The following is a 23211-nucleotide window of genomic DNA, read 5'->3' as shown; positions in this document are numbered from 1 at the left end:
AGTGCGACGGACCAAGGTCGAGGCGCACGTGACGCATCGAGCGAAGACGCGCGGCGTGCTTCAACACCCGGCCGAAGCCATGCCGCGCGATCGCGCCATCGCACCGCAGGCGATCAACGCCGCGCATCGGCACGCCCACGCGCTCAGGCGCCGTAGGAGACGCTGACGATCTCGTACTCGTGCTCGCCCGCGGGCGCCTGGATGGTGACGCTGTCGCCCTCGTTCTTGCCGATCAGCGCGCGCGCGATCGGCGAGGAGATGGCGATCAGCGACTGCTTGATGTCCGCCTCCAGGTCACCCACGATCTGGTACTTCTTCTCCTCGTCGGTGTCGACGTCGGCCAGCACCACGGTGGCGCCGAATACCACGCGCGTCCCGGCGTTGAGCGCGGCCACGTCGATCACCTCGGCGGTGGACAGCTCGCTCTCCAGCTGGTTGATGCGGCCTTCGATGAAGCCCTGCTGCTCGCGGGCGGCGTGGTACTCGGCGTTTTCCTTCAGGTCGCCGTGCGCACGCGCCTCGGCGATGGCGGCGATCACTTCCGGACGCTTGACCGACTTGAGGTGGTCGAGCTCGTCACGCAGGCGCTGGGCGCCCTGTTTGGTGATGGGGGCTCTCATGCTTGCAACTCCTTGTGCAGCTCCTGCAGCGCCAGCACGGGGCCGGTGCCGCGGAACTCCAGCGAATTCACCAGCGCGCGCGCGCCGGCGATGGTGGTCGAATACGTGAGGCGCTGCTGCAGCGCTTCACGACGGATGGAGAACGAGTCGGAGATCGCGCGACGGCCCTCGGTCGTGTTGACGATGTAGACGATCTCGCCATTCTTGATCAGGTCCACGATATGCGGGCGGCCGTCGGTGACCTTGTTGACCTGCGCGCATTCGAAGCCGTGCGCGCGCAGCCATTGTGCCGTACCGACCGTGGCCACCAACGTGAATCCACGCTCGACCAGCGCCTGGGCCACCGGCAGCACGCGCTGCTTGTCCGGGTCGCGCACCGAGACGAAGGCCTTGCCCGGCTGCGGGGCCTTGATGCCGCCGGCCTCCTGCGCGCGCGCCATCGCTGCGCCGAAGCTGCGGCCCACGCCCATCACCTCGCCGGTCGAACGCATCTCCGGCCCCAGGATCGGATCGACGCCCTGGAACTTGGCGAACGGGAAGATCGCCTCCTTCACCGAGTAGTAGTCCGGCACGACCTCGACCGTGGCGCCCTGCTCGGCCAGCGTCTTGCCGGCCATGCAGCGTGCGGCGATCTTGGCCAGCGCCACACCGGTGGCCTTGGACACGAACGGCACCGTGCGCGAGGCGCGCGGATTGACTTCCAGCAGGTAGACCACGTCCTGGCCGTCGTCGCCGGTCTGGATGGCGAACTGGGTGTTCATCAGGCCGACCACGTTCAGGGCCTTGGCCAGCTCCACCACCTGGCGGCGCAGCTCGGCCTGGGTCTGGGCGGAGAGCGAGTACGGCGGCAGCGAGCACGAGGAGTCGCCCGAGTGCACGCCGGCTTCCTCGATGTGCTCCATCACGCCGCCGATCAGGACCTCACCATCCTTGTCGGCGATGATGTCCACATCGCACTCGACCGCGTTGTCCAGGAAGCGGTCCAGCAGCACCGGCGAATCGTTGGACACCTTGACCGCATCGCGAACGTAGCGCGCCAGGTCCGACTCGCCATAGACGATTTCCATGGCGCGGCCGCCGAGCACGTAGCTCGGGCGCACCACCAGCGGATAACCGATCTCGCGCGCCAGCAGCAGCGCTTCCTGGTCGTTGCGGGCGATGCGGTTGGGCGGCTGCTTCAGGCCGAGCTTGTCGACCAGCTGCTGGAAGCGCTCGCGGTCCTCGGCCAGGTCGATCGAATCGGGCGAGGTGCCGATCACCGGCACGCCGTTGGCTTCCAGCGCACGCGCCAGCTTCAGCGGGGTCTGGCCGCCGTACTGGACGATCACGCCCTTGGGCTGCTCCAGCTCGACGATGGCCAGCACGTCTTCCAGCGTCAGCGGCTCGAAGTACAGGCGGTCGGAGGTGTCGTAGTCGGTCGAGACGGTCTCCGGGTTGCAGTTGACCATGATGGTCTCGAACCCGTCCTCGCGCAGCGCCAGCGCCGCATGCACGCAGCAGTAGTCGAACTCGATGCCCTGGCCGATGCGGTTGGGGCCGCCGCCGAGGATCATGATCTTGTCGCGCTGGGTCGGCTGGGCCTCGCACTCGTCCTCGTAGGTCGAGTACAGGTAGGCGGTGCTGGTGGCGAACTCGGCCGCGCACGAGTCCACGCGCTTGTAGACCGGCTTGACGCCCAGCGCCTTGCGCAGCACGCGCACGGCGCCCTCGTCGGTGCCGGCCAGCTGGGCCAGGCGCGCATCGGAGAAGCCGGCGCGCTTGAGCCTGCGCATGCGCGCCTTGTCCAGCGAGCCCAGGCCTTCGGCGGCCACGCGCTGCTCCTCGGCGATGATCTCCTCGATCTGGTCCAGGAACCACGGATCGATGAAGGACAGCGCGTAGATCTCCTCCACGCTCATGCCGGCGCGGAACGCATCGCCCACGTAGAACAGACGCTCCGGGCCGGGGGCCTTGAGCTCGCGGCGCAGCGTGGCCAGATCGTCCTCGCTGCTCAGGTCCAGGCCGGTGGGGTCGAAGCCGACCTTGCCGGTCTCCAGGCCGCGCAGCGCCTTCTGCACCGATTCCTGGAAGGTGCGGCCCATGGCCATCACCTCGCCCACCGATTTCATCTGCGTGGTCAGGCGCGCATCGGCCTGCGGGAACTTCTCGAAGGCAAAGCGCGGGATCTTGGTGACCACATAGTCGATCGAGGGCTCGAACGAGGCCGGGGTCAGGCCGCCGGTGATCTCGTTCTTCAGCTCATCCAGCGTATAGCCCACCGCCAGCTTGGCCGCGACCTTGGCGATCGGGAAGCCGGTGGCCTTGGAGGCCAGCGCCGAGGAGCGCGACACGCGCGGGTTCATCTCGATCACCACCACCCGGCCGGTGGTCGGGCTGATGCCGAACTGCACGTTCGAGCCGCCGGTGTCCACGCCGATCTTGCGCAGCACCGCGATGGAGGCATCGCGCAGGCGCTGGTATTCCTTGTCGGTCAGGGTCTGGGCCGGGGCGACGGTGATCGAGTCGCCGGTGTGCACGCCCATCGGGTCCAGGTTCTCGATCGAGCAGACGATGATGCAGTTGTCCGCGGTGTCGCGGACCACTTCCATCTCGAACTCCTTCCAGCCCAGCACCGACTCTTCCACCAGCACTTCGTGCACCGGCGAGAGTTCCAGGCCGCGCTTGATGATCTCCTCGAACTCTTCCTTGTTGTAGGCGATGCCGCCGCCGGTGCCGCCCAACGTGAAGGACGGCCGGATGATGGTCGGGTAGCCGACCTTGGCCTGGATCTCGACGGCCTGCTCGAAGCTGCGCGCCACCTCGGCCTTGGGGCATTCCAGGCCGATCTCGCCCATGGCCACGCGGAACAGCTCGCGGTCCTCGGCCATGCGGATGGCGTCGCGCTTGGCGCCGATCAGCTCGACGTCGTACTTCTCCAGCACGCCGTGATCGGCCAGGTCCAGCGCGCAGTTCAGCGCGGTCTGGCCGCCCATGGTCGGCAGCAGCGCGTCGGGGCGCTCCTTGGCGATGATCTTCTCGACCGTCTGCCAGTTGATCGGCTCGATGTAGACCGCGTCGGCCATCTCCGGGTCGGTCATGATCGTGGCCGGGTTGGAGTTGACCAGCACCACGCGGTAGCCCTCGTCGCGCAGCGCCTTGCAGGCCTGTGCGCCGGAGTAGTCGAACTCGCAGGCCTGGCCGATGACGATCGGGCCGGCGCCGATGATGAGGATGGTCTTGAGGTCGGTGCGCTTTGGCATTTCGCTACTCGTGTTGGCGTCGCGCAGGCGGCGGCGACGCTGGAATCGGAAGGCATGGCCGCGGCCATGCCGACAAGGCGATCAGATGCGCGGACTCAGCCGCGCGCCTGGGTTTCCATCAGCTCGACGAACCGGTCGAACAGCGGCGACACGTCATGCGGGCCGGGCGAGGCTTCCGGATGTCCCTGGAAGGAGAACGCCGGCGCATCGGTCAGCGCGATGCCCTGGTTGGTGCCGTCGAACAGCGAGCGGTGCGTCACGCGCACATTGGCCGGCACGCTGGCCTCGTCGACCGCGAAGCCGTGGTTCTGCGAGGTGATCATCACCCGGCCCGAGTCCAGGTCGATGACCGGATGGTTGGCGCCGTGGTGGCCGTGCCCCATCTTCACCGTCTTCGCCCCGGCGGCCAGCGCCAGCAGCTGATGGCCCAGGCAGATGCCGAAGGTCGGCACCTTCCTGGCGACGAATTCCTTGATCGCTTCGATGGCGTAGTCGCACGGCTCCGGATCGCCGGGGCCGTTGGACAGGAACACGCCGTCGGGATTGAGCGCCAGCACCTGCGCCGCAGGCGTCTGCGCCGGCACCACGGTCACCTCGCAGCCGCGTTCGGCCAGCATGCGCAGGATGTTGAGCTTGACGCCGTAGTCGTAGGCCACGACCTTGAACTTGGCCGCGGCCTGGACCGGCTTGCCCGTGTCGAGGTCAAGCTGGCCCTCGGTCCACGGATAGGTCTTGTCGGTGGAGACCACCTTGGCCAGGTCCATGCCCTTGAGGCCGGGGAACTTGCGCGCGGCTTCCAGTGCCTGCTCGACATCGATCTGCCCGGCCATCAGCGCGCCGTTCTGCGCGCCCTTCTCGCGCAGGATGCGCGTGAGCTTGCGGGTGTCGATGCCGGCGATGGCGACCACGCCGCGCGCGGCCAGCCAGTCCTGCAGCGAGATCTGGCTGCGCCAGTTGCTGGGACGGCGCGGCACGTCGCGCACGATCAGGCCGGCCGACCAGACCTTGGCGGCCTCGTCGTCCTGGTCGGTGCAGCCGGTGTTGCCGATATGGGGATAGGTCAGCGTGACGAGCTGACGGGCGTAGGACGGATCGGTGACGATCTCCTGATAGCCGGTCATGGCGGTGTTGAACACCACTTCGCCGACGGACAGGCCGTTCGCGCCGACCGATTCACCCTCGAATACGGTGCCGTCTTCGAGGACCAGGATTGCGGGTTGGGTCACTGCAGGTTCGCCTTGGGGATGGGAGGAACCCTGCGCCCACGTCCAACTTGCGGCTGCAAGAAACCGCGGACGCGGCGCTTCTCCGGTCCGAGGCGATGTGGGTTAACAGGCGAGTGCGAATTGTACGGACCCGGCGCCCCCCGCGCCAGCCGCTTTTTTCGCACGGTGCCCTGGCCTGACGAAATTCGCTCAAGGTTGTGGCGGGACGAGCAACCTCCTCGCCTGCCACGCAAGGCCGCAGGATGTGGCGTGCTTCACGCGGCGATCGGGAGCTCGACACGCCACGCCGGCGGCTACACTGGCCTTGATGACACTGAACGCCTACTGGCTTCATACCCTCATGGAGGCGGCCGCCTATTCGGTGGGCTTCCAGCTCTATCTGCGCGAGCGCCGCCGCCTGCCTTATCCCGGGCAGACCGACCGGGTCCAGGCGCTGCTGCTGGTGGCCGGCACCGTGCTGGGCGCGGCCGTCGGCAGCAAGATCGCCTACTGGCTCTACGATCCTGCGTATGCCCTCGCCGACTTCCCCTCGTTCCGTCGCCTGCTGGAAGGCAAGTCCATCATCGGTGCGCTGCTGGGTGGCTGGGCCGGCGTCGAGCTCGCCAAGCGCCTGGCGGGGATCCGCGGCTCGACCGGCGATGCCTTCGTCCTGCCGCTGACGGTGGGCATGATCATCGGGCGCATCGGCTGTTTCCTGGGCGGGCTGGCGGACCATACCTACGGCAACCCCACCACCCTGCCCTGGGGCGTTGACTTCGGCGATGGCATCGCGCGCCACCCGACCCAGCTTTACGAGATCGTCTTCGTCGCACTGTGGGGCGGGCTGTTGACCCGCTATGGCGGGCGCCTGCCGCGCCCGGGCGACCGCTTCAAGCTGTTCCTGGTCGGCTACCTGCTCTACCGCCTGGCGGTCGAGTCGATCCGGCCGATCCCGCTGCACTACTTCGGTGTGCTGTCCGGCCTGCAGCTGCTGTGCGTCCTGGGCGTGGCCTACCATGTGCGCGACCTCCCACGCATCGCATGGACCCCTGCATGGCGGCAAAAGTAAGGCCTTACCTGTTCTACGACACCGCGGTGTCGGTGTGCTCGACCTGCCTGCGCCGGGTGGAGGCGACCATCCTGTTCAAGGACGGCGGCGTCTACCTGGAGAAGTGGTGCCCGCAGCATGGCCGCGAGCGCGTGCTGGTGGCCGACGACATCGCGTACTACCGGCTGTGCCGCGAGCGCTTCATCAAGCCGCCCGAATTGCCGCAGCGCTTCAACACCGAGCGACGCTGGGGCTGCCCCTACGACTGCGGGCTGTGCCCCGAGCACATGCAGCACAGCTGCCTGACCCTGATCGAGGTCACCGATCACTGCAATCTGCGCTGCCCGATCTGCTATGCCGATTCGGGCCCGCATCGCCCCGGCTTTCGCGATCTGGCCACGATCGAGCGCATGCTCGATGCGGTGGTCGCCAACGAGGGCGAGCCGGACGTGGTGCAGATCTCCGGCGGCGAACCGACCCTGCACCCGCAGTTCTTCGAGATCCTCGATGCGGCCAAGGCCCGTCCCATCCGCCATCTGATGGTCAACACCAACGGGCTGCGGATCGCCAAGGACCCGGCGTTCGTCGAGCGCCTGGCCGGTTACATGCCCGGCTTCGAGCTGTACCTGCAGTTCGATTCCTTGCGCGACGAGGTCCACCAGGAGCTGCGCGGGGCGCGCCTGGTGGAGGTCCGGCGCCGGGCGCTGGAGGCGCTCAACCGGCTCGGCATCTCGACCACGCTGGTGGTCACGGTCAAGAAGGGCCTCAACGATGGCGAGCTGGGCGAGATCATCGACTTCGCCCGGCGCCAGCCCTGCGTGCGCGGGGTCACCTTCCAGCCGATCCAGCACGCAGGCCGCACCGAGGGCTACGACCCGGCGCGCGACCGTCTGACGCTGACCGAGGTGCGGCGCGGCATCCTCGAGCAGAGCGCGCTGTTCCGGCCCGAGGACCTGATCCCGGTCCCCTGCCATCCCGATGCGCTGGCGATGGCCTACGCGCTGAAGCTGGAGGACCGCGTCGTGCCGCTGACCGGTCTGATCCCGCCGGAGGTGCTGATCGAGGGCGGCCGCAACAGCATCGTGGTGGAGAAGGACGATCAGCTGCGCGAGGCCGTGTTCAAGCTGTTCGCCACCAACCATTCGCCGCAGTCGCAGGCCTGCTCACTGTCCGACCTGCTCTGCTGCCTGCCGCAGGTGCAGGCCCCGCAGGGGCTGGACTACCGCAACGTGTTCCGCGTGCTGATCATGGCCTTCATCGACGCCGAGGGCTTCGACCTGCGCTCGGTGAAGAAGAGTTGCGTCCACATCGCCCAGCCCGATGGCACGATCGTGCCGTTCGACACCTTCAACCTGTTCTACCGCGACGACCGGCGTCAGCAGCTGCAAGCGCTGCGCGCCTGGGTCGACGGCACCCCGCTCAAGGACGCAACGGCATGAACACCGCGGACCAAGACGACACCTCGCCATCGCAGGCACAGCCGCCTGAACTGCCGCCCGCACCCGAGCCGCAGCGCGGCGGCCTGCCGGTCTGGGCCAAGGTCATCATCGGCATCCTGGCCACGATCGGCGGCCTGACTCTCCTGCTGGCGGCGGCGTGCTTCGGCATGATCGCGATGAACAACTGAGCGACGCCGCGGCCGCGGTACCGCTTCAGTCCAGCAGATCGCGCACGCGATACAGGCCCGGCGGCCGGTCCGTGAGCCTCTGTGCGGCATGCAGCGCGCCGCGTGCGAAGATGTCGCGGTTGGTGGCGCGGTGGGTCAGTTCCACCCGCTCGCCCAGGCCGGTGAACTGGACCAGATGCTCGCCGACGATGTCGCCGGCGCGCAGGCTGGCGTAACGCGGCGTGGCGCCGGCCAGTTCGACGCCCTGCCCCAGGGTCAGGGCAGTGCCGGACGGGGCGTCCTGCTTGTGGATGTGGTGGGACTCGATGATGTCGCAGTCCCAGCCGGGCAGCGCGGCGGCCGCGCGTTCGACCAGCTCGGCCAGCACGGCCACGCCCAGGCTGAAGTTGGAGGCCCACACCACGGGGATGTCGCCGCCTGCCCGCTGCAGCGCGGCGCGCTGGGCCTCGGACAGCCCGGTGGTGCCGGAGACCAGCGCGGCCTTGCGCTGCAGGCACAGCGCCAGGATCGGGTCGAACCCTTCCGGCAGGCTGAAGTCGATGGCCACGTCGAACACCGGCGCGCCAGGCAGCTCGCTGGCGGCGAAATACGCCACGCCATCGACCACGCGCGTGGCCGGCGGGCGATGGGTCACCGCGGCCACGACCTGCAGCGCAGGCTCGCCGACCGCCAGGCGCAGCAGCGCCTGGCCCATGCGGCCCGAGGCACCGTGAATCAGCACCCGCAGCGGCGGGCTCGTGCGGTCGCCCTTCACCGTCATGCGGCCGCGGCGGCTGGCAGGGCGGCGATGGCCTCGGACACCAGTTCGCCCAGGATCTTCATGCCGGCCTCGATCTTCTCGCCCGGCACGGTCACGAACGACAGGCGCAGCGTGTTGATCTGCGGATCGGTGGCGTAGAACGGCGCGCCCGGCACGAAGGCCACGTTGCGCGCGATCGCCTTGGCCAACAGCGCGGTGGTGTCGATGCCGTGCGGCAGGGTCACCCAGACGAACATGCCACCCTGCGGCCGCGTCCAGTGCGCCTGCGCTGGGAAGTAGCGCTCGAGCGCATCGAGCATCAGCTGGCACTGGCGCGCGTAGAGGTCGCGGATGGTCGGGATGTGCTCGTCCAGGAAGCCGTCGCGCACGGTCTCGTAGACGATGCGCTGGCTGAAGGACGGCGTATGCAGGTCGGCGGCCTGCTTGGCCTGGACCAGCTTGGAGAACAGCGGCTCGGGCGCGACCACATAGCCCAGGCGCAGGCCCGGGGCCAGCACCTTGGAGAACGAGCCCATGTAGATCCCGCCCTCGGGGTTGAGCGAGAGCAGGCTGGGCAGGTGTTCGCCGCCGTAGCTCAGCTCGCCGTAGGGATCGTCCTCGACCACTGGCACGCCGGCGGCCAGCGCGGTGGCGACCAGCGCCTTGCGCCGGGCCAGCGGCAGGCGCTTGCCGGTGGGATTCTGGAAGTTGGGCAGGCAGTACATGAAGCGCGCGCCGTCCAGCAGCGCGGGCGTGAGCGCGTCGACATCGATGCCGTCCTCGTCCGACGGCATGCCGGCGAAGGCCGGCGCGAACAGCGAGAAGGACTGCAGTGCGCCCAGGTAGCTCGGCGTCTCCACCAGCACCTTGCTGCCCTCGTCGATCAGCGTCTTGCCCAGCAGGTCCAGGCCCTGCTGCGAGCCGGTCACGATCAGCACGCGGCTGGCAGGCACCGGCGCGCCGGCGGCGGCCAGACGCTGCGCCACCCACTCGCGCAGCGGGCCGTAGCCCTCTGTCGGACCGTACTGCAGCGCGGCTTGCGGCGCCTCGGTGAGCACCTTGTCGGTGGCTGCGCGCATGCGCTCGACCGGGAAGGTCGAGGCGGCCGGCAGGCCGCCGGCGAAGGAGATGACCTCCGGGCGCTCGGTCACTTTGAGGATTTCGCGGATCGCCGAGCTGGTCAGGGCCAGGGCGCGCTGGGACAGGGTGATCTGGGTGCTCATGCCGCCAAGGATACCGCGCGCGCCGGTGCCGCATCGCGCTGCGACGCGGAAGGCCTGAGTGGGCGCTGGCCGTCCTGCTGGCGAAAAATCCACCAATGCGGAAACGGGCCTTGTCCGGCGCGCCTGCCGCCGGGTTGTCCACAGGGTTGTGCCGCCGGTCATCCACAGGCGGTGTGGAAAACCTCAGCGATGCGACAGGCGCATGTGGAACTCGTGCGCATCCTCGCCTTCGACCACGAAGCCCAGCCGCTCGTACAGGCCGCGCGCTGGGTTGGCCTTGAGCACGTGCAGGGTGACGTCCTTGCCCGCGTCGCGCGCCTGCTCGATGTACTCCTCCAGCAGCGCCCGGCCCAGGCCCTGCCCCTGCAGCTCGGGGGCGACCTGGATCTGCATCACCACATGGTCCGGCCCGCTGCGATCGAGCTTGAGCAGGCCGACGATACGCTCCTCGCGCAGCAGCACCTGCGCATGCTGGTAGCCGTTCAACAGGCGGGCCAGCATGCTGCCGGGCGAGGTATCCACCCCGGAATTGCGCATGTGCTCGCGCATGGTCGCCTCGCGCAGGGCCAGCAGCGCCGGTACGTCGTCCGGCGTGGCCGCGCGCCGCTGCAGCGAGGCGGCCAGGCGCCGCGCCGGCGACAGCGCGGCCATCGACGAGGCCCCGTCGAGCACGCGGCCGATGCCGCTGGCATCGACCTCGGCCGCCGCCCGCGCCAGCGCGCCCAGGTCGACATCCGCATCGAACCCAAGCCGGAAGTGCAGCTCGCCCGCTGGATTGCGCAGCGAATGCAGCGAGGCGATGCTCACCCCGTGCCGCTCGAACACGTGCAGCAGCGCCCGCAGCGAGCCGGGCTGATCCAGCGGCAGATGCACCGACAGGCTGCGCGTCTCGGCCAGGTCGGCCAGCAGGTAGCCGATGCGCTCGAAGCGGTAGTTGCCCTCGGCCAGCGCCGTGGCGCCGATGGCGGCCTTGTTGGCGGCCAGCACGTCCTGGCGGAACCCGCCGCGCGCCGCCTCATCGCCCTGCCCGACCAGATCGCGCAACCGCGTGACCTCCTCGACCAGCGTGTCCAGCACCTGCGGCACATGCGGATTGCCGAACTGGATGTCCTCGTAGATGGCCGGATTGAGCGCAAGAATTCGGGCGATCATCGCGCCGTCCATCTCGAAGGACGCCGAGCGATACGGGAACAGCTCGACCAGCGACCCGACGTGTTCGGCATGGCGGCGCAGCACGCCGGCCTGGGCCAGATGGGTGGCATGGACCAGCGCCTGCACCAGCGCCATGACCTGATCGTGGTGCTCGGGCGTGGTGCGCACGCACTGGGCCTGCAGCGCGTCGAGCAGCCGCTGCAGCCAGGGCCGCCAGGCGTCCAGGCGCGCCTCGCACACCACCATCGGCCGGCCCTTGAGCGTGGGCGACTTGGGCGGCGCGGTCATCGGATGCAGGCCGACGACTTCGGCCTGCGAGGCGAGCATCGCGGCGACCGGGCCGGTCTTGATCGAGGTCAGGTCGATCCACAGCTGCCCGGCCTCGCGCCCGGCCGCCAGGCGCACGTAGTCGCCGATCACCTGCTCGGTGATGCGGATCGGCGCGCTGAACACCAGCACCTGGGCCTGTTCGATCAACGCCTGCGGCGTGTGCGAAGCGGGATCGGCCGGATCCTGGCCGATGACGCGCACGCCCAGGTGCCGCTCGAGAAAGGCGCCCAGCCAGCGGCCATAGGCGCCGGCGCTGCCGACGATGCCGACGCAGGACACGGGGCTTATGCCAGCCGCTGCGCGGGGAAGCGCGCCGGGGTGGCCAGCGCCGCGGGCGCGGCGGCGTGCACGTCCAGTTCCTCCACACCCGCGGCCAGGGTGGCCTCCAGCGCGGCATGCACGCCGGCCAGGGCGCTGCCGATGGCACTCTCGAGCGGCTCACCGCGCAGATGCAGGCCCAGGATCAGCGCGACCAGCACATCGCCGGTGCCGGCCACGTCCACCGGCAGCCACGGCGTGGCCCAGCGATACACCGCCTCGCGCCCGACCAGCAGCGTGACCAGTTCGCCCGGTGCGCCTTCGACGCTGTGCACCAGCGCCCACTGCGGCCCACGCGCCAGCAGCTGCCGCGCCGCGGCCAGCGCATCGTCCTGGGCCAGGCTGGGCAGCCCGGTAAGGCGGCCCAGCTCGAACGCGTTGGGCGTGACCATCCACGCGCGCGGCAACAGACGCTCGACGAAGACCGTCTCCAGCGCCGGCTCGACATAAGGGCCGGTATGGGTGTCGCCGATCACCGGGTCGAGTACGTAGCGCAGCGCCGGGGCCTGCGCCTGGGTGCGCGCCAGCCAGTCGGCGAAGGCCTCACCGTTGGCCAGGCTGCCGAAGTAGCCCGAGACCAGGGCGCGGGCGCGCTGCGGCAGGCCGCGCTCGCTGGCGCCGAGCAGCAGATCGGCCAACCACTGCGCCGGCAGGATGTGGCCGCGCAGGGTCGGATAGAAGGGCGTGTTGCTGAGCAGCGTGGTCGGCACCTCGGCCACCCGCAGGCCGAGCGCGCGCAGCGGCGGCGCGGCGGCACTGTTGCCGGCATGGCCATAGACCAGCTGCGACTGCACGGTCAGGACATCGACCGGCGCCGGCCCTTCCGGGCGCTGGCGTCGACCGTGGACGAGATGGCTTTCGCGCGTGTTTTGGGTCATGCGCGCATTGTAAGTGGATGGTGGGGCGGGGATTGGGGATTGGGGATTGGGGATTAAAGCGTCCCCGCTCCTGCCCCCTCCCTTGCGCGCAGCGCAGGGGAGCTCGAAGTCGCGGCTAGCGACTGAGGGGGAGGGGTTCGCTTTTGCTTTTGCTTTTGTTGTTGCTGTCGCTGCTTGCGAGCAACGCCAAAAGCAAAAGCACCCCTCGCCGGCCCTCCCCTACGCTGGGCGCAAGGGAGGGGGCGGATCAGGGTGCTTTGCGAGTTTCTGTGGATTGCGGGTATGGCGCGGAGGTTCTGAGTCGGCGAGCCGACTCAGGACCCCAGGCTCACGACGTCATGCGGTCCCAGAAGCCCTTGACGCCATCCAGGAACGTGGCCGACTTGGGCGAATGCTTGCGCGCGTCCTCGCCGACGAAGGTGGCCTCGAACTGCTCGAGCAGTTCGCGCTGCTGCTGGGTCAGGTTGACCGGCGTCTCGACCACGACCTTGCAGAACAGATCGCCGGTGGCGCGGCTGCGCACCGACTTGACGCCCTTGCCGCGCAGGCGGAACAGCTTGCCGGTCTGGGTCTCGGCCGGGACGCGGATCTCGGCCTCGCCACCCAGGGTCGGCACGCGCACGGTGTCGCCCAGCGCGGCCTGCGAGATACGGATCGGCACATCGCAATGCAGATCGTCGCCGTCGCGCTGGAAGATGGCGTGCTCGCGCACGCGCACCTCCACATACAGGTCGCCCGGCGGGGTGCCGGTTGGGCCGGCCTCGCCCTCGCCGGCCAGGCGGATGCGATCGCCGGTGTCCACGCCGGCCGGGATCTTGACCGACAGCACGCGCTCTTCCTCCACGCGCCCGGCGCCATGGCAGACGCGGCAGGGGTTGCGGATGATCTGGCCGCGCCCGTCGCAGTGCGCGCAGGCCTGCTGCATGGTGAAGATGCCGCGCTGCATGCGCACCTGGCCGCGACCGCCGCAGGTGGTGCAGGTCTCGACCTTGCCATCTTCCGAACCGCTGCCGTGGCAGGGCTCGCACACGGCCATGGTCGGGATCTCGATGCGCTTCTCGACCCCGGCCACGGCCTCTTCCAGGTCCAGCTCCATCACATAGCCGATGTCGGCACCGCGACGGGCCTGCCGCGCGCCGCCGGCGCCACCGAAGATGTTGCCGAAGATATCGCCCATGTCCGGCCCGCCGAAGCCGGCACCGCCGCCGCCCATGCCGTGCTCGAAGGCCGCATGGCCGTGCTGGTCGTACAGGCGGCGCTTGCCGCCGTCGGACAGCACCTCGTAGGCCTCCTTGCACTCCTTGAACATCACCTCGGCGGTGTGGTCGCCGGGATTGCGGTCGGGGTGATACTTCATCGCGCAACGGCGATAGGCCTTCTTCAGCTCCTCGTCGCTGGCGTTGCGGGCCACGCCCAGGACTTCGTAATAGTCACGCTTACTCATAGGCGGGGATTGGGGATTCGGGAATCGGGATTCGTTCAAGGCAAAAGCGGAGAGATCCTGTCTCTTCCGCTCCTATTGCACCTAAGGAAGGGACAAGGATCGGGATCGAGGATCCGCAGGCCAAGGCCTTTGCGAATCCCCAATCCCCAATCCCGAATCCCTGCTTACTTCTTATCGTCCTTGACCTCGGTGAACTCGGCGTCGACCACGTCGTCGGCCGCACCGCGCGCCTGCTGGGCGCCGGCGTCCGCACCCGGACCGCCCTGTTCGCCCGCCGCGGCGGCGGCGTACAGCGACTGGCCGGCCTCTTCCAGCACCTTGGAGCGCGCCTCGATCTGGGCCTTGTCGTCGCCCTTCATCGCCGTCTCCAGGTCGGCCAGCGCGGCCTCGACCTTGCCGATCACATCGCCGCCGACCTTGGCGCCGTGCTCGGTGATCGCCGTGCGGGTCGAGTGGATCAGCGCGTCGGCCTGGTTGCGGGCGCCGACCAGTTCCTGGAACTTCTTGTCCTCGTCGCGATGCGCCTCGGCATCGGCGACCATGCGCTGGATCTCCTCGTCCGACAGGCCCGAACCGGCCTTGATCTCGACCTTCTGCTCCTTGTTGGTCTTCTTGTCCTTGGCCGACACGTGCAGGATGCCGTTGGCGTCGATGTCGAAGGACACCTCCACCTGCGGCAGGCCGCGCGGGGCCGGCTCGATGCCGGACAGGTCGAAGCGGGCCAGCGACTTGTTGAAGCGGGCCTGCTCGCGCTCACCCTGCAGCACGTGCACGGTCACGGCCGACTGGTTGTCCTCGGCGGTGGAGAAGGTCTGCGAGGCCTTGGTCGGGATGGTGGTGTTCTTCTCGATGATCTTGGTGAACACGCCGCCCAGGGTCTCGATGCCCAGCGACAGCGGGGTCACGTCCAGCAGCAGCACGTCCTTGACGTCGCCGGCCAGCACGCCGCCCTGGATCGCGGCGCCCAGCGCCACGGCCTCGTCGGGGTTGACGTCCTTGCGCGGCTCCTTGCCGAAGAACTCGGCCACGGCCGACTGCACCTTGGGCATGCGGGTCTGACCGCCGACCAGGATCACTTCGCTGATGTCGCTGGCGCGCAGGCCGGCGTCGTTGAGCGCGGTGCGGCACGGTTCGATCGACTTCTTGATCAGGTCGTCGACCAGGGCCTCGAGCTTGGCGCGGGTCAGCTTGATGTTCAGGTGCTTGGGACCGGAGGCGTCGGCGGTGACGTACGGCAGGTTGACCTCGGTCTGCTGCGAGGAGGACAGCTCGATCTTGGCGCGCTCGGCGGCGTCCTTCAGGCGCTGCAGGGCCAGCGGGTCCTTGCGCAGGTCGATGCCCTGGTCCTTGTTGAACTCGTCCACCAGGTAGTCGATGACGCGCGCGTCGAAGTCCTCGCCACCCAGGAAGGTGTCGCCGTTGGTAGCCAGTACTTCGAACTGCTTCTCACCGTCCACGTTGGCGATCTCGATGATCGACACGTCGAAGGTGCCGCCGCCCAGGTCGTACACGGCGACCTTGCGGTCCTTGGTGTCGCCCTTGTCCAGGCCGTAGGCCAGGGCCGCGGCGGTGGGCTCGTTGATGATGCGCTTGACGTCCAGCCCGGCGATGCGGCCGGCGTCCTTGGTCGCCTGGCGCTGGCTGTCGTTGAAGTAGGCCGGCACGGTGATCACGGCCTCGGTGACTTTCTCGCCCAGGAAGTCCTCGGCGGTCTTCTTCATCTTCTCCAGCACGCGGGCGGAGATTTCCTGCGGGGCCATCTTCTTGCCGTCGGCGGTGGCCACCCAGGCATCGCCGTTGTCGTGGGCCAGGATGGTGTACGGCACCAGGTCCAGGTCCTTCTTGACTTCGGCGTCGGTGAACTTGCGGCCGATCAGGCGCTTGACCGCATAGAAGGTGTTCTTGGGGTTGGTGACCGCCTGACGCTTGGCCGAGGCGCCGACCAGGACTTCGCCGTCCTTGGTGTAGGCCACGATCGAAGGCGTGGTGCGGTCGCCCTCGGAATTCTCGATGACGCGGGCCTTGCCGCCCTCCATGATCGCCACGCACGAGTTGGTCGTGCCGAGGTCGATGCCGATGATCTTGCCCATGATGTGACTCCGTTAGGAAGCGTGGTTGTCGGGGTGTGGCGGGCGGATCGCGCCTGCCGATGAACCCGATATAGGGATGTGATGGTGGGCTTCAAGCGCCCGTGGAACACAAAATCTCGATCCGGACAGGTCCGCCGGACGCGTTCAGTCGTGGCGGGCCACAACCACCAGCGCCGGACGCAGCAGCCGGCCGCCCAGCAGATAGCCCTTCTGGAACACCTGCACGACGCTGCCCGGCGCGGCGCCGTTGGCGTCGGCCTGACTGATGGCCTGGTGGTGTTCGGGATCGAAGGGCTTGCCGACCGGGTCGAGCACGGTCAGGCCGTTGTCGTCGGCGACCTTGAGCAGCTGCTTCTGGGTCAGCTCCAGGCCATCGCGCAGCGGGCTGCGCTCGGCGCCGGCGGCGGTCAGGCCGGCGTCCAGGCTGTCGAACACGGGCAGCAGCTGGCCCAGCAGCTTTTCGTTGGCGAACTTGCGGGCATTGTCCACGTCGCGGGCCACGCGCTTGCGCTGATTCTCAAGGTCGGCGCGTTCGAGCAGGACCGAGGCGCGCAGCTGGTCCAGTTCGTTGCGCAGGGTCTGCAGTTCGGCCTGCAGCAGCGCCTCGGTGGAAGCCTGGGCGTCGGGGTGCGCGGCGGCCTGCTCGCCGCCCGGATGTTCGTTAGAAGTCATGTCTGTGGTTTCCGTCCTGGCGGTCGGATGTCCGCCGCAAGCCCCACCTATGGGGTCGGCGCGGACGGATTCAAGTCATAGCCGGGACGCAGCATTGCCGCGCCGAGCGCATCGGCCGCCGCCTGCACCACCGGAATCACGGTCTGGTAGGCCATGCGCGAGGGCCCGATCACGCCCAGCACGCCCAGCACCTGGCCGCTGGCCTGGGCCCGGTACGGCGCGGCGACCAGCGACATCCCGTCCAGCGGCGCCAGGCCGGTTTCCTCGCCGATGAAGATGCGCACGCCCGGCGCGTTCATGGTGCGCTCCAGCAGCTGCAGGATCTCGCGCTTGCGGGCGAAGGCCTCGAACAGCTCGCGCAGCCGGTCCAGGTCGGACAGGTCCTGCACGCCCATCAGCCGAGTCTGCCCGGCCAGCACCATGTCATCGTCCGAAGGGGTCAGCGCGTGGTCGGCCAGCTCGACCGCGTGGGCCAGCAGGCCTTCCATCTCCGAGCGCGCCGCGCGCAGTTCGCGCAGCAGCGTGGCGCGGATGTCGGCGATCGGGCGGCCGGCGAAATGGTGGTTGAGGTAGTTGGCCGCGCGCTCCAGCTCGGAGGGGTCGAAGTTGCGGCGCGGCTCGATCACCCGGTTCTGCACCTCGCTGTCGGCGAACACCACGATCGCCAGCACCCGGCGCCCGTCCAGCGGCACGAAGTCGATGTGGCGGAAGGCGAACTGCTCGCGCCGCGGCGCGCCGACCACGCCGACGAAGCGGGTCATGGCCGACAGCAGCTCGGAGGCGTTGCCCAGCAGCGCCTGGGTCCCGGTGCCGGCCGGCAGCTCGGCACGCAGGCGCGCGACCTCGCGCTCGGCCAGCGGCTGCATCTGCACCAGGCTGTCGACGAACACCCGGTAGCCCTGCGGGGTGGGAATGCGCCCGGCCGAGGTATGCGGCGAGGCCAGCAGCCCGGCGTCCTCCAGGTCGGCCAGGATGTTGCGGATCGTCGCCGGGCTGACGTCCAGGCCGGCGTGCTGGGCCAGCGTGCGCGAACCGACCGGCTCGCCATCCTGGATGTAGCGGGCGATCAGGGTGCGCAGCAGCTGCCGCGAGCGCGCATCGAGGTCCGGACTTGAGGGTTTCATGACGCTTTAGATAGCGTCCCGCCGCCGCCCTTGCAACCGGGCCGCGCCTGTCTCAACCGCTGCGCCGGCTGCCCCTACAATGCCGGCCACTATGCTCCGACACCTGACCATCAAGGACTTCGCCGTGGTGCGCGCCACGGACCTGGAATTCGGCCCCGGCATGACGGTGATCTCCGGCGAGACCGGCGCCGGCAAGTCGCTGCTGGTCGACGCGCTGGGCTTTCTGTCCGGCGCGCGCGCCGATGCCGGCGTGGTGCGCCACGGCGCCCAGCGCGCCGAGCTGTCGGCCGAGTTCGAGCTCGCGCCGGCCGCCCCTGCCCTGGCCTGGCTGGCCGAGCACGCCCTGGACGAGGCCGGCGCCTGCCAGCTGCGCCGCGTGCTGCGCGCCGACGGCGGCTCGCGCGCCTGGATCAACGGCCGCGCCGTGCCGGTCTCGCAGCTGGCCGAACTGGCCGGCCTGCTGGTGGAGATCCACGGCCAGCACGAGCACCAGGCGCTGCTGTCCAAGCCGCGCCAGCTGGATCTGCTGGACGCCTTCGCCGGCAGCGCGCCGCAGCTGGCCAAGGTGCGCCAGGCCGCGGCCGCCTGGTCGGCGCTGCTGGCCGAGCGCGAGCGCCTGACCGCGCAGGGCGATGTCTCCGACCGGCTCAACTATCTGCAGCACCAGCTCGACGAGCTGCGCGCCGAGGACCTCAGCCCCGACGCCATCGAGGCCCTGTCCCAGCAGCATCGCCGCCAGGCCCACGCCTCCAGCCTGATCCAGGCCTGCGAGGACGGCCTGACCCGCCTGTCCGGCGACGAAGGTCCCTCGGCCAGCCGGCTGCTGCTGCAGACCCGCGCCGAACTGGCGCGCGTGCTCAGCCACGAACCGCGCCTGGGCGAGGTCGACAGCCTGCTCGACAGCGCCCAGATCCAGCTGCAGGAGGCCCTGGCCCTGCTCAACCAGGTCCGCGACGATCTGGACGTGGATCCGGCCCAGTTCGAGCGCGCCGAGCGCCGCCTGGGCCGCCTGCACGACCTGGCGCGCAAGCATCGCGTCGCACCCGAACAGCTCGACGAGGTCGCCACCCGCATCGAACAGGAGCTGGACGGCCTGCGCGGCGCCGGCGAGCGCCTGGCCGGGCTGAATACCGAGATCGAGGCCGCCCGCCAGGCCTGGAAGGCCACCGCGGCGGCCTTGACCAAGGTCCGCACCAAGGCCGCCACCAGCCTGGCCAAGCAGACCAGCACCCTGATCGGCGAGCTGGGCATGGGCGGCGGCAAGCTGGAGGTCCAGCTCGAACCCATCGACACCGAACGCCCCGACGCCCAGGGCGCCGAGCGGGTCGAGCTGCTGGTGGCGGCCAACGCCGGCCAGCCGCCGCGGCCACTGCGCAAGGTCGCCTCCGGTGGTGAGCTTTCGCGCATCTCGCTGGCCATCGAGGTGGCCGCGCTGGGCTCGGACGCGGTGCCGACCATGGTGTTCGACGAGGTCGACTCGGGCATCGGCGGCGCGGTGGCCGACATCGTCGGCAAGAAGCTGCGCGACCTGGGCCGCGCGCGCCAGGTGCTGTGCGTGACCCACCAGCCGCAGGTCGCCGCCCAGGGCCATGCCCACTACCGCGTCAGCAAGGCGCCGGTGGACGGCATGACCCAGTCCTCGGTCGAGTCCCTCGACGCCGCCGCCCGCCGCGAAGAGCTCGCCCGCATGCTCGGCGGCGTCCAGGTCAGCGCCGAGGCCCGCGCCGCCGCCGGCAAGCTCCTAGAAGCGGTGGACTGACGCCGCCCCGTCCTGTTGGATGGGAAAGCACCGACCGCGCGTGACGCCGCCCTGTAGAGCGGAGCTTGCTCCGCTGGGGCCTTCCCCACGAACCGAACGAAGAGCAGCGGAGCGAGCTCCGCTCTACAGGTAAGCCGCGAGGTGATCGGAAGAGAGAGCTGCTCCCACCGCGCATGGATCAGGACTTCTGCCGGCCCGAAGCCTCCCACACGACGTGCGGGGCAGCGGCCCGCCGGACCGCTGCCCCCCGAAGCCAAAGCGCTCACGCTCCGCGCCCTTCAATAAATAGGGGGGCGGAAAAAAGGCCGGGATTTCCCGGCCTTTTCCCCCACATCCAGTAAGACGGCTTACTTGCGCTTCTTGCGCACGTAAAGCACCAGCGAGTGTTCCTCGATCTCGTAGCCATGCTCGGCGGCGATCTTCTCCTGCAGCGCCTCGATCTCGTCGCTGGAGAACTCGATGACCTTGCCGGTGTCGATGTCGACCATATGGTCGTGGTGTTCGCCGCGGTCCAGCTCGTAGACGGCCTGGCCGCCCTCGAAGTTGTGCTTCAGCACCAGGCCGGCGGCCTCGAACTGGGTCAGCACGCGGTAGACCGTTGCCAGGCCGATCTCATCGCCCACGCCCATCAGCGCGCGGTAGATGTCTTCGGCGGTCATGTGCCGGGGCTTGGCTTCTTCCAGCAGCGCCAGGATGCGCAGGCGCGGATGCGTGACCTTCAAACCGACCTTGCGCAGATCGAGCGATTCCATCGGGGGGCTCCCATTCATTGGCGGTTTAACGCCAGCTGCCTTGCGGTTGGGTCGCGGCGACGCGGCGCAGTGTATCATCGACGGGCTTGTTCCCGACCTTTGCAGACCCGTCCTTCATGCGCAAATTCCTGCTTATCGCCGCCCTTGGCCTGGCCACTTCCGGTTGCGGCATCATCTACAAGCAGCCGATCTACCAGGGCAACCTGCTGCGTCAGCAGGACGTGGACAAGCTCGCCGTCGGCCAGAGCAAGCAGCAGGTGCTCGCCCTGCTGGGCACCCCGTCGGTGGCCGACCCGTTCCATGCCCAGCGCTGGGACTACACCGCCACCGAGCGCACCGACCGCCTGGGCCACACCCAGATGAAGAACTTCACCGTGTTCTTCAATGGCGATGCAGTCAGCAAGTGGGAAGGCGACTACTTCCCCAACCAGGACGAGGAACTGGCCCGCAACAGCGTCCGCCAGTTCGGCCCCAACCTGGCCAAGGACAAGAAGAAGAAAGGCGGCGGCTGATCCGCGCCTGAGCGCGACGCCTTACGGCGTCGCCGCGCGGCGCCGGCGGGCATCCTTCGGATCGACCTGCAGCGGACGCAGCAGCTCCACCCGATCGCCCTCGTGCAACAGCGTCTGCGGCGTGGCCTGCACGCCGAACACCGCCACGCCCGTGGCCTGATCCTGACCTTCCAGCCGCGCCTGGCGCAGTGCATCGGCCACGCTGGCGCCCTCGGGCAGTTCCAGCGTCGCGGCGCGGTAATGCCGCGGCCAGGCCAGCACCACCTCGACCTTCATCGCCTTTAGTCGCCGCGGTCGGCGGTGCGCACGAAATCGTCCACCATGCGGTCGGCCAGCGTCTGGAAGCCCAGCGTGAACGCCGGCCCCAGCAGCCGGCTGGACGGTTCGAAGTCCAGCGTCAGGCTGACCTTGCTGGTGCCCTCGCCCAGTGCCTGGAACTCCCACAGCCCGTGCAGCTTGCGGAACGGGCCGTCCTTGAGCTGCATGTCGATGCGCCGCGGGCGCTCGAGCGTGTTCTCGGTGGTGAACCAGGTGCGCAGCGCGCCCAGGCCCAGGTCCAGCCGCGCCACCATGTGCGCCTCGTCGGCGGAAATCACCTCGGCCCTGTCGCACCAGCTGAAGCGGCGCGGATACGCGCGGACGTCGTTGACCAGATCGAACATGTACTCGGCCGGGTGTTCGACCAGGGCGCTGCGGCGGATGGTGGGCATCGTGTGTGAGGTGCGAGTGAGCGGGAAAACAGGGCGGGCTCGCCCCGACCGGCTCCATCGGCGATAATGGACGGATGGCAAAGAAGTCGGACAAGGATAAAGCAAACAGCACGGGCACCATCGCGCTGAACAAGCGCGCGCGCCACGAGTACCACCTCGAGCAGCGCATGGAGGCCGGATTGTCCCTGCAGGGCTGGGAGCTGAAGTCGATCCGCGCCGGCCGCGCCAACATCGGCGAGAGCTACGCGGTGGTGCGCCAGGGCGAGCTGTTCCTGTTCGGCGCGCAGTTCACCCCGCTGATCCAGGCCTCCACCCACGTGGTGGCCGACGACCGCCGCACCCGCAAGCTGCTGCTGCACCGGCGCGAGATCGACTCGCTGATCGGCAAGGTCGAGCGCGACGGCTACACCCTGATCCCTACCGCGATGTACTGGAAGGGCAACAAGGTCAAACTGGAGCTGGCGCTGGCCAAGGGCAAGCAGACCCACGACAAGCGCGCCTCGGAGAAGGACCGCGAGTGGGCGCGCGACAAGCAGCGCGTGATGCGCCGGCACAACCGCGACGCCTGATCGCCCCTGGGCCCGCGATGCCTGCAGCGCGCTCGCAATGTCGGCTACGGCCGCCGGGCAGACGGCTTTACTGAAGGTCCCGGCGGCGGTCGGATGCCGAGCCAGTGATCCCTCGCCCCGGCCTTTCTTGCCGCGCAAATGAGAGCGGGTATCATTTGGCGCGAACGCGGCAACCGCTGGTGGAAGGATGGAGACGGGGCTGTGGGACACGCAGGAGCGCTTCACCGCCGAGCGTGTGCTGCGCAGGGCCGCCGAACTGGCTCTGCATGTCGTGCCCGTCGAGACCTCGGCGCACGCGATGAAGACGCCGTTCTCCTCCGGCCGGCTGCTCATGCACGAGGTGCAGCCCGGTCTGGTCGTCACGGCCAGCGACATGACGCATTTCAAGAACCCGAGCACGCTGCTGGAATCCGATCCGGCCCTGTGCTGCAGCGTGCTGCTCGCCGGCCGCCCGGACCGGATGCGGATCGACCGGCACGATTACGTCTCCAAGTGCCTGGAGCGCCCGGTCCTGATCGGCTACGGCCGGCGGGTGCGGGTCGAGCGGCCGGAAATCGAGGCCCCGTATCGGAGCTGCGATGCCGGCTTCATGCTCAAGCCGGCGTTCTTCGATCGCTTCGGCGAGGACGTGGCCGACGACGGCCTGTGCCTGCTGCGCGAGTTCGCCCGCGCGGACTATCGCGCCACGACGCTGGCGCGTTCGCCGCGCCTGCTCGGCATCGCCGGCAGCATCCTGGCCTGCCCCTATAACGGCGACCTGGGGCGGCTGTTCCTGGAGAGCAGCGCCCTGGCCCTGGTGGTCGAAGTGGCCGCACTGATCGGGCAGGAGCGCACGCGCGTCCCCGGCATGGCGAAACGTCGCTACGACCAGATCGCCCTGGCGCGCGCCATCCTCGATGCGCGGATGGCCTCGCCGCCTTCCACCCTGGAACTGGCGCGACAGGTGGGCGTCAACGTCACCACGCTGCAGGCCGAGTTCAAGCGCGTGTACGGGACCACCCTGTTCGGCCATGTCCGCGAGCAGCGCTTGCTGATGGCGCGCGTCCTGCTCCAGGAGAGCGGCCAGGGCGCGGCCGAGATTGGGCGCCGGGTGGGATTCTCCAGTCCGGCGGCCTTCGCCACGGCCTACAGGCGGCGCTTCGGGCATCCGCCGATGACCGCCAGGCGCGGCCTGCCGCCAGCGCAGTGAGCGGGCCTCAG

The 23211-nt window shown here is 69.2% G+C and carries 21 protein-coding genes and 1 pseudogene; 7 read left to right on the top strand and 15 right to left on the bottom strand.

Annotation, left to right across the window (positions count from 1 at the left end; all coding sequences use genetic code 11):
* Window positions 1–143: 143 nt before the first annotated feature.
* The 3 genes from greA to carA all read right to left on the bottom strand — a co-directional run bounded on the left by greA (window position 144) and on the right by carA (window position 5085).
* Window positions 144–620, bottom strand: coding sequence for a transcription elongation factor GreA (gene greA, locus EAT51_RS11965; protein WP_130518259.1), 477 nt, complete (start codon window positions 618–620; stop codon window positions 144–146).
* The gene (carB, locus tag EAT51_RS11960; RefSeq protein ID WP_130518257.1) at window positions 617–3859 is read right to left on the bottom strand and encodes a carbamoyl-phosphate synthase large subunit; all 3243 of its coding nucleotides are present in this window, start codon (window positions 3857–3859) and stop codon (window positions 617–619) included. The genes greA and carB overlap by 4 nt, the downstream gene beginning before the upstream one ends.
* 95 nt (window positions 3860–3954) lie before the next feature.
* A complete protein-coding gene (carA, locus tag EAT51_RS11955; protein WP_130518255.1) occupies window positions 3955–5085 on the bottom strand; it encodes a glutamine-hydrolyzing carbamoyl-phosphate synthase small subunit in 1131 nt (376 codons plus the stop codon).
* Window positions 5086–5392: 307 nt separating this feature from the next.
* Between carA and EAT51_RS11950 the strand changes: the two genes are divergently transcribed.
* From EAT51_RS11950 to EAT51_RS11940, 3 genes are read left to right on the top strand one after another with little or no spacing between them, the layout of a single operon-like run.
* On the top strand, window positions 5393–6133 hold the full coding sequence (locus EAT51_RS11950) for a prolipoprotein diacylglyceryl transferase (protein ID WP_130518253.1): 741 nt from the start codon (window positions 5393–5395) through the stop codon (window positions 6131–6133).
* Entirely contained in the window at window positions 6118–7551 is a 1434-nt protein-coding gene (locus tag EAT51_RS11945) for a radical SAM protein (RefSeq protein ID WP_130518251.1), read from the top strand. Before EAT51_RS11950 ends, EAT51_RS11945 begins: the two co-directional genes overlap by 16 nt.
* Entirely contained in the window at window positions 7548–7739 is a 192-nt protein-coding gene (locus EAT51_RS11940) for a hypothetical protein (protein WP_130518249.1), read from the top strand. The genes EAT51_RS11945 and EAT51_RS11940 overlap by 4 nt, the downstream gene beginning before the upstream one ends.
* A 25-nt stretch (window positions 7740–7764) precedes the next feature.
* On the opposite strand, the gene dapB is transcribed toward EAT51_RS11940, so the two are convergent.
* The 9 genes and pseudogenes from dapB to hrcA all read right to left on the bottom strand — a co-directional run bounded on the left by dapB (window position 7765) and on the right by hrcA (window position 17709).
* Complete coding sequence (gene dapB / locus EAT51_RS11935) at window positions 7765–8499, bottom strand: 4-hydroxy-tetrahydrodipicolinate reductase (RefSeq protein WP_130518248.1); 735 nt, start codon at window positions 8497–8499, stop codon at window positions 7765–7767.
* Entirely contained in the window at window positions 8496–9701 is a 1206-nt protein-coding gene (locus tag EAT51_RS11930; protein WP_130518246.1) for an aminotransferase-like domain-containing protein, read from the bottom strand. Before EAT51_RS11930 ends, dapB begins: the two co-directional genes overlap by 4 nt.
* 183 nt (window positions 9702–9884) lie before the next feature.
* On the bottom strand, window positions 9885–10202 hold the full coding sequence (locus tag EAT51_RS20630; protein ID WP_228257920.1) for a GNAT family N-acetyltransferase: 318 nt from the start codon (window positions 10200–10202) through the stop codon (window positions 9885–9887).
* 165 nt (window positions 10203–10367) lie between these two features.
* A pseudogene (locus EAT51_RS11925) lies at window positions 10368–11471 on the bottom strand (prephenate dehydrogenase); the annotation flags it as partial.
* Window positions 11468–12379, bottom strand: a complete 912-nt coding sequence (gene pdxY, locus EAT51_RS11920; protein ID WP_130518242.1) for a pyridoxal kinase — start codon at window positions 12377–12379, stop codon at window positions 11468–11470. The pseudogene EAT51_RS11925 and the gene pdxY, both read right to left, overlap by 4 nt.
* A 328-nt stretch (window positions 12380–12707) precedes the next feature.
* Window positions 12708–13823, bottom strand: a complete 1116-nt coding sequence (dnaJ, locus tag EAT51_RS11915; protein ID WP_130561668.1) for a molecular chaperone DnaJ — start codon at window positions 13821–13823, stop codon at window positions 12708–12710.
* A 164-nt stretch (window positions 13824–13987) separates the two neighbouring features.
* Window positions 13988–15913 (bottom strand): molecular chaperone DnaK, encoded by a 1926-nt coding sequence (gene dnaK, locus EAT51_RS11910; protein WP_130518238.1) that lies wholly within the window; start codon window positions 15911–15913, stop codon window positions 13988–13990.
* 144 nt (window positions 15914–16057) lie between these two features.
* Window positions 16058–16585, bottom strand: coding sequence for a nucleotide exchange factor GrpE (grpE, locus tag EAT51_RS11905; protein WP_130561667.1), 528 nt, complete (start codon window positions 16583–16585; stop codon window positions 16058–16060).
* 47 nt (window positions 16586–16632) lie between these two features.
* Window positions 16633–17709, bottom strand: a complete 1077-nt coding sequence (hrcA, locus tag EAT51_RS11900; RefSeq protein ID WP_130518234.1) for a heat-inducible transcriptional repressor HrcA — start codon at window positions 17707–17709, stop codon at window positions 16633–16635.
* 91 nt (window positions 17710–17800) lie between these two features.
* Between hrcA and recN the strand changes: the two genes are divergently transcribed.
* On the top strand, window positions 17801–19468 hold the full coding sequence (gene recN / locus EAT51_RS11895) for a DNA repair protein RecN (RefSeq protein ID WP_130518232.1): 1668 nt from the start codon (window positions 17801–17803) through the stop codon (window positions 19466–19468).
* A 347-nt stretch (window positions 19469–19815) separates the two neighbouring features.
* Here the strand turns inward: recN and fur are convergent, their stop codons facing one another.
* Window positions 19816–20220: a ferric iron uptake transcriptional regulator gene (gene fur, locus EAT51_RS11890; RefSeq protein ID WP_130522640.1), complete on the bottom strand. Its 405-nt coding sequence runs from the start codon at window positions 20218–20220 to the stop codon at window positions 19816–19818.
* A 116-nt stretch (window positions 20221–20336) separates the two neighbouring features.
* Between fur and EAT51_RS11885 the strand changes: the two genes are divergently transcribed.
* Window positions 20337–20732 carry an outer membrane protein assembly factor BamE gene (locus EAT51_RS11885; protein WP_130518228.1) on the top strand — a complete coding sequence of 132 codons (396 nt, stop codon included), beginning with the start codon at window positions 20337–20339 and terminating at the stop codon, window positions 20730–20732.
* A gap of 21 nt (window positions 20733–20753) precedes the next feature.
* On the opposite strand, the gene EAT51_RS11880 is transcribed toward EAT51_RS11885, so the two are convergent.
* Both EAT51_RS11880 and EAT51_RS11875 read right to left on the bottom strand, forming a co-directional pair.
* Window positions 20754–21008 (bottom strand): RnfH family protein, encoded by a 255-nt coding sequence (locus EAT51_RS11880; protein WP_130518226.1) that lies wholly within the window; start codon window positions 21006–21008, stop codon window positions 20754–20756.
* Window positions 21009–21013: 5 nt separating this feature from the next.
* On the bottom strand, window positions 21014–21442 hold the full coding sequence (locus tag EAT51_RS11875; RefSeq protein ID WP_130518224.1) for a type II toxin-antitoxin system RatA family toxin: 429 nt from the start codon (window positions 21440–21442) through the stop codon (window positions 21014–21016).
* A 74-nt stretch (window positions 21443–21516) separates the two neighbouring features.
* On the opposite strand from EAT51_RS11875, the gene smpB reads away from it, so the two are divergent.
* Entirely contained in the window at window positions 21517–22011 is a 495-nt protein-coding gene (gene smpB / locus EAT51_RS11870) for an SsrA-binding protein SmpB (protein ID WP_130518223.1), read from the top strand.
* Window positions 22012–22198: 187 nt separating this feature from the next.
* Window positions 22199–23200: a helix-turn-helix transcriptional regulator gene (locus EAT51_RS11865; RefSeq protein WP_130518219.1), complete on the top strand. Its 1002-nt coding sequence runs from the start codon at window positions 22199–22201 to the stop codon at window positions 23198–23200.
* The last annotated feature ends 11 nt before the right edge of the window (window positions 23201–23211 follow it).

The sequence above is a fragment of the Pseudoxanthomonas winnipegensis genome (assembly GCF_004283755.1).
Taxonomy (GTDB): domain Bacteria; phylum Pseudomonadota; class Gammaproteobacteria; order Xanthomonadales; family Xanthomonadaceae; genus Pseudoxanthomonas_A; species Pseudoxanthomonas_A winnipegensis.
This window is presented reverse-complemented; position numbering and strand designations above follow the sequence as displayed.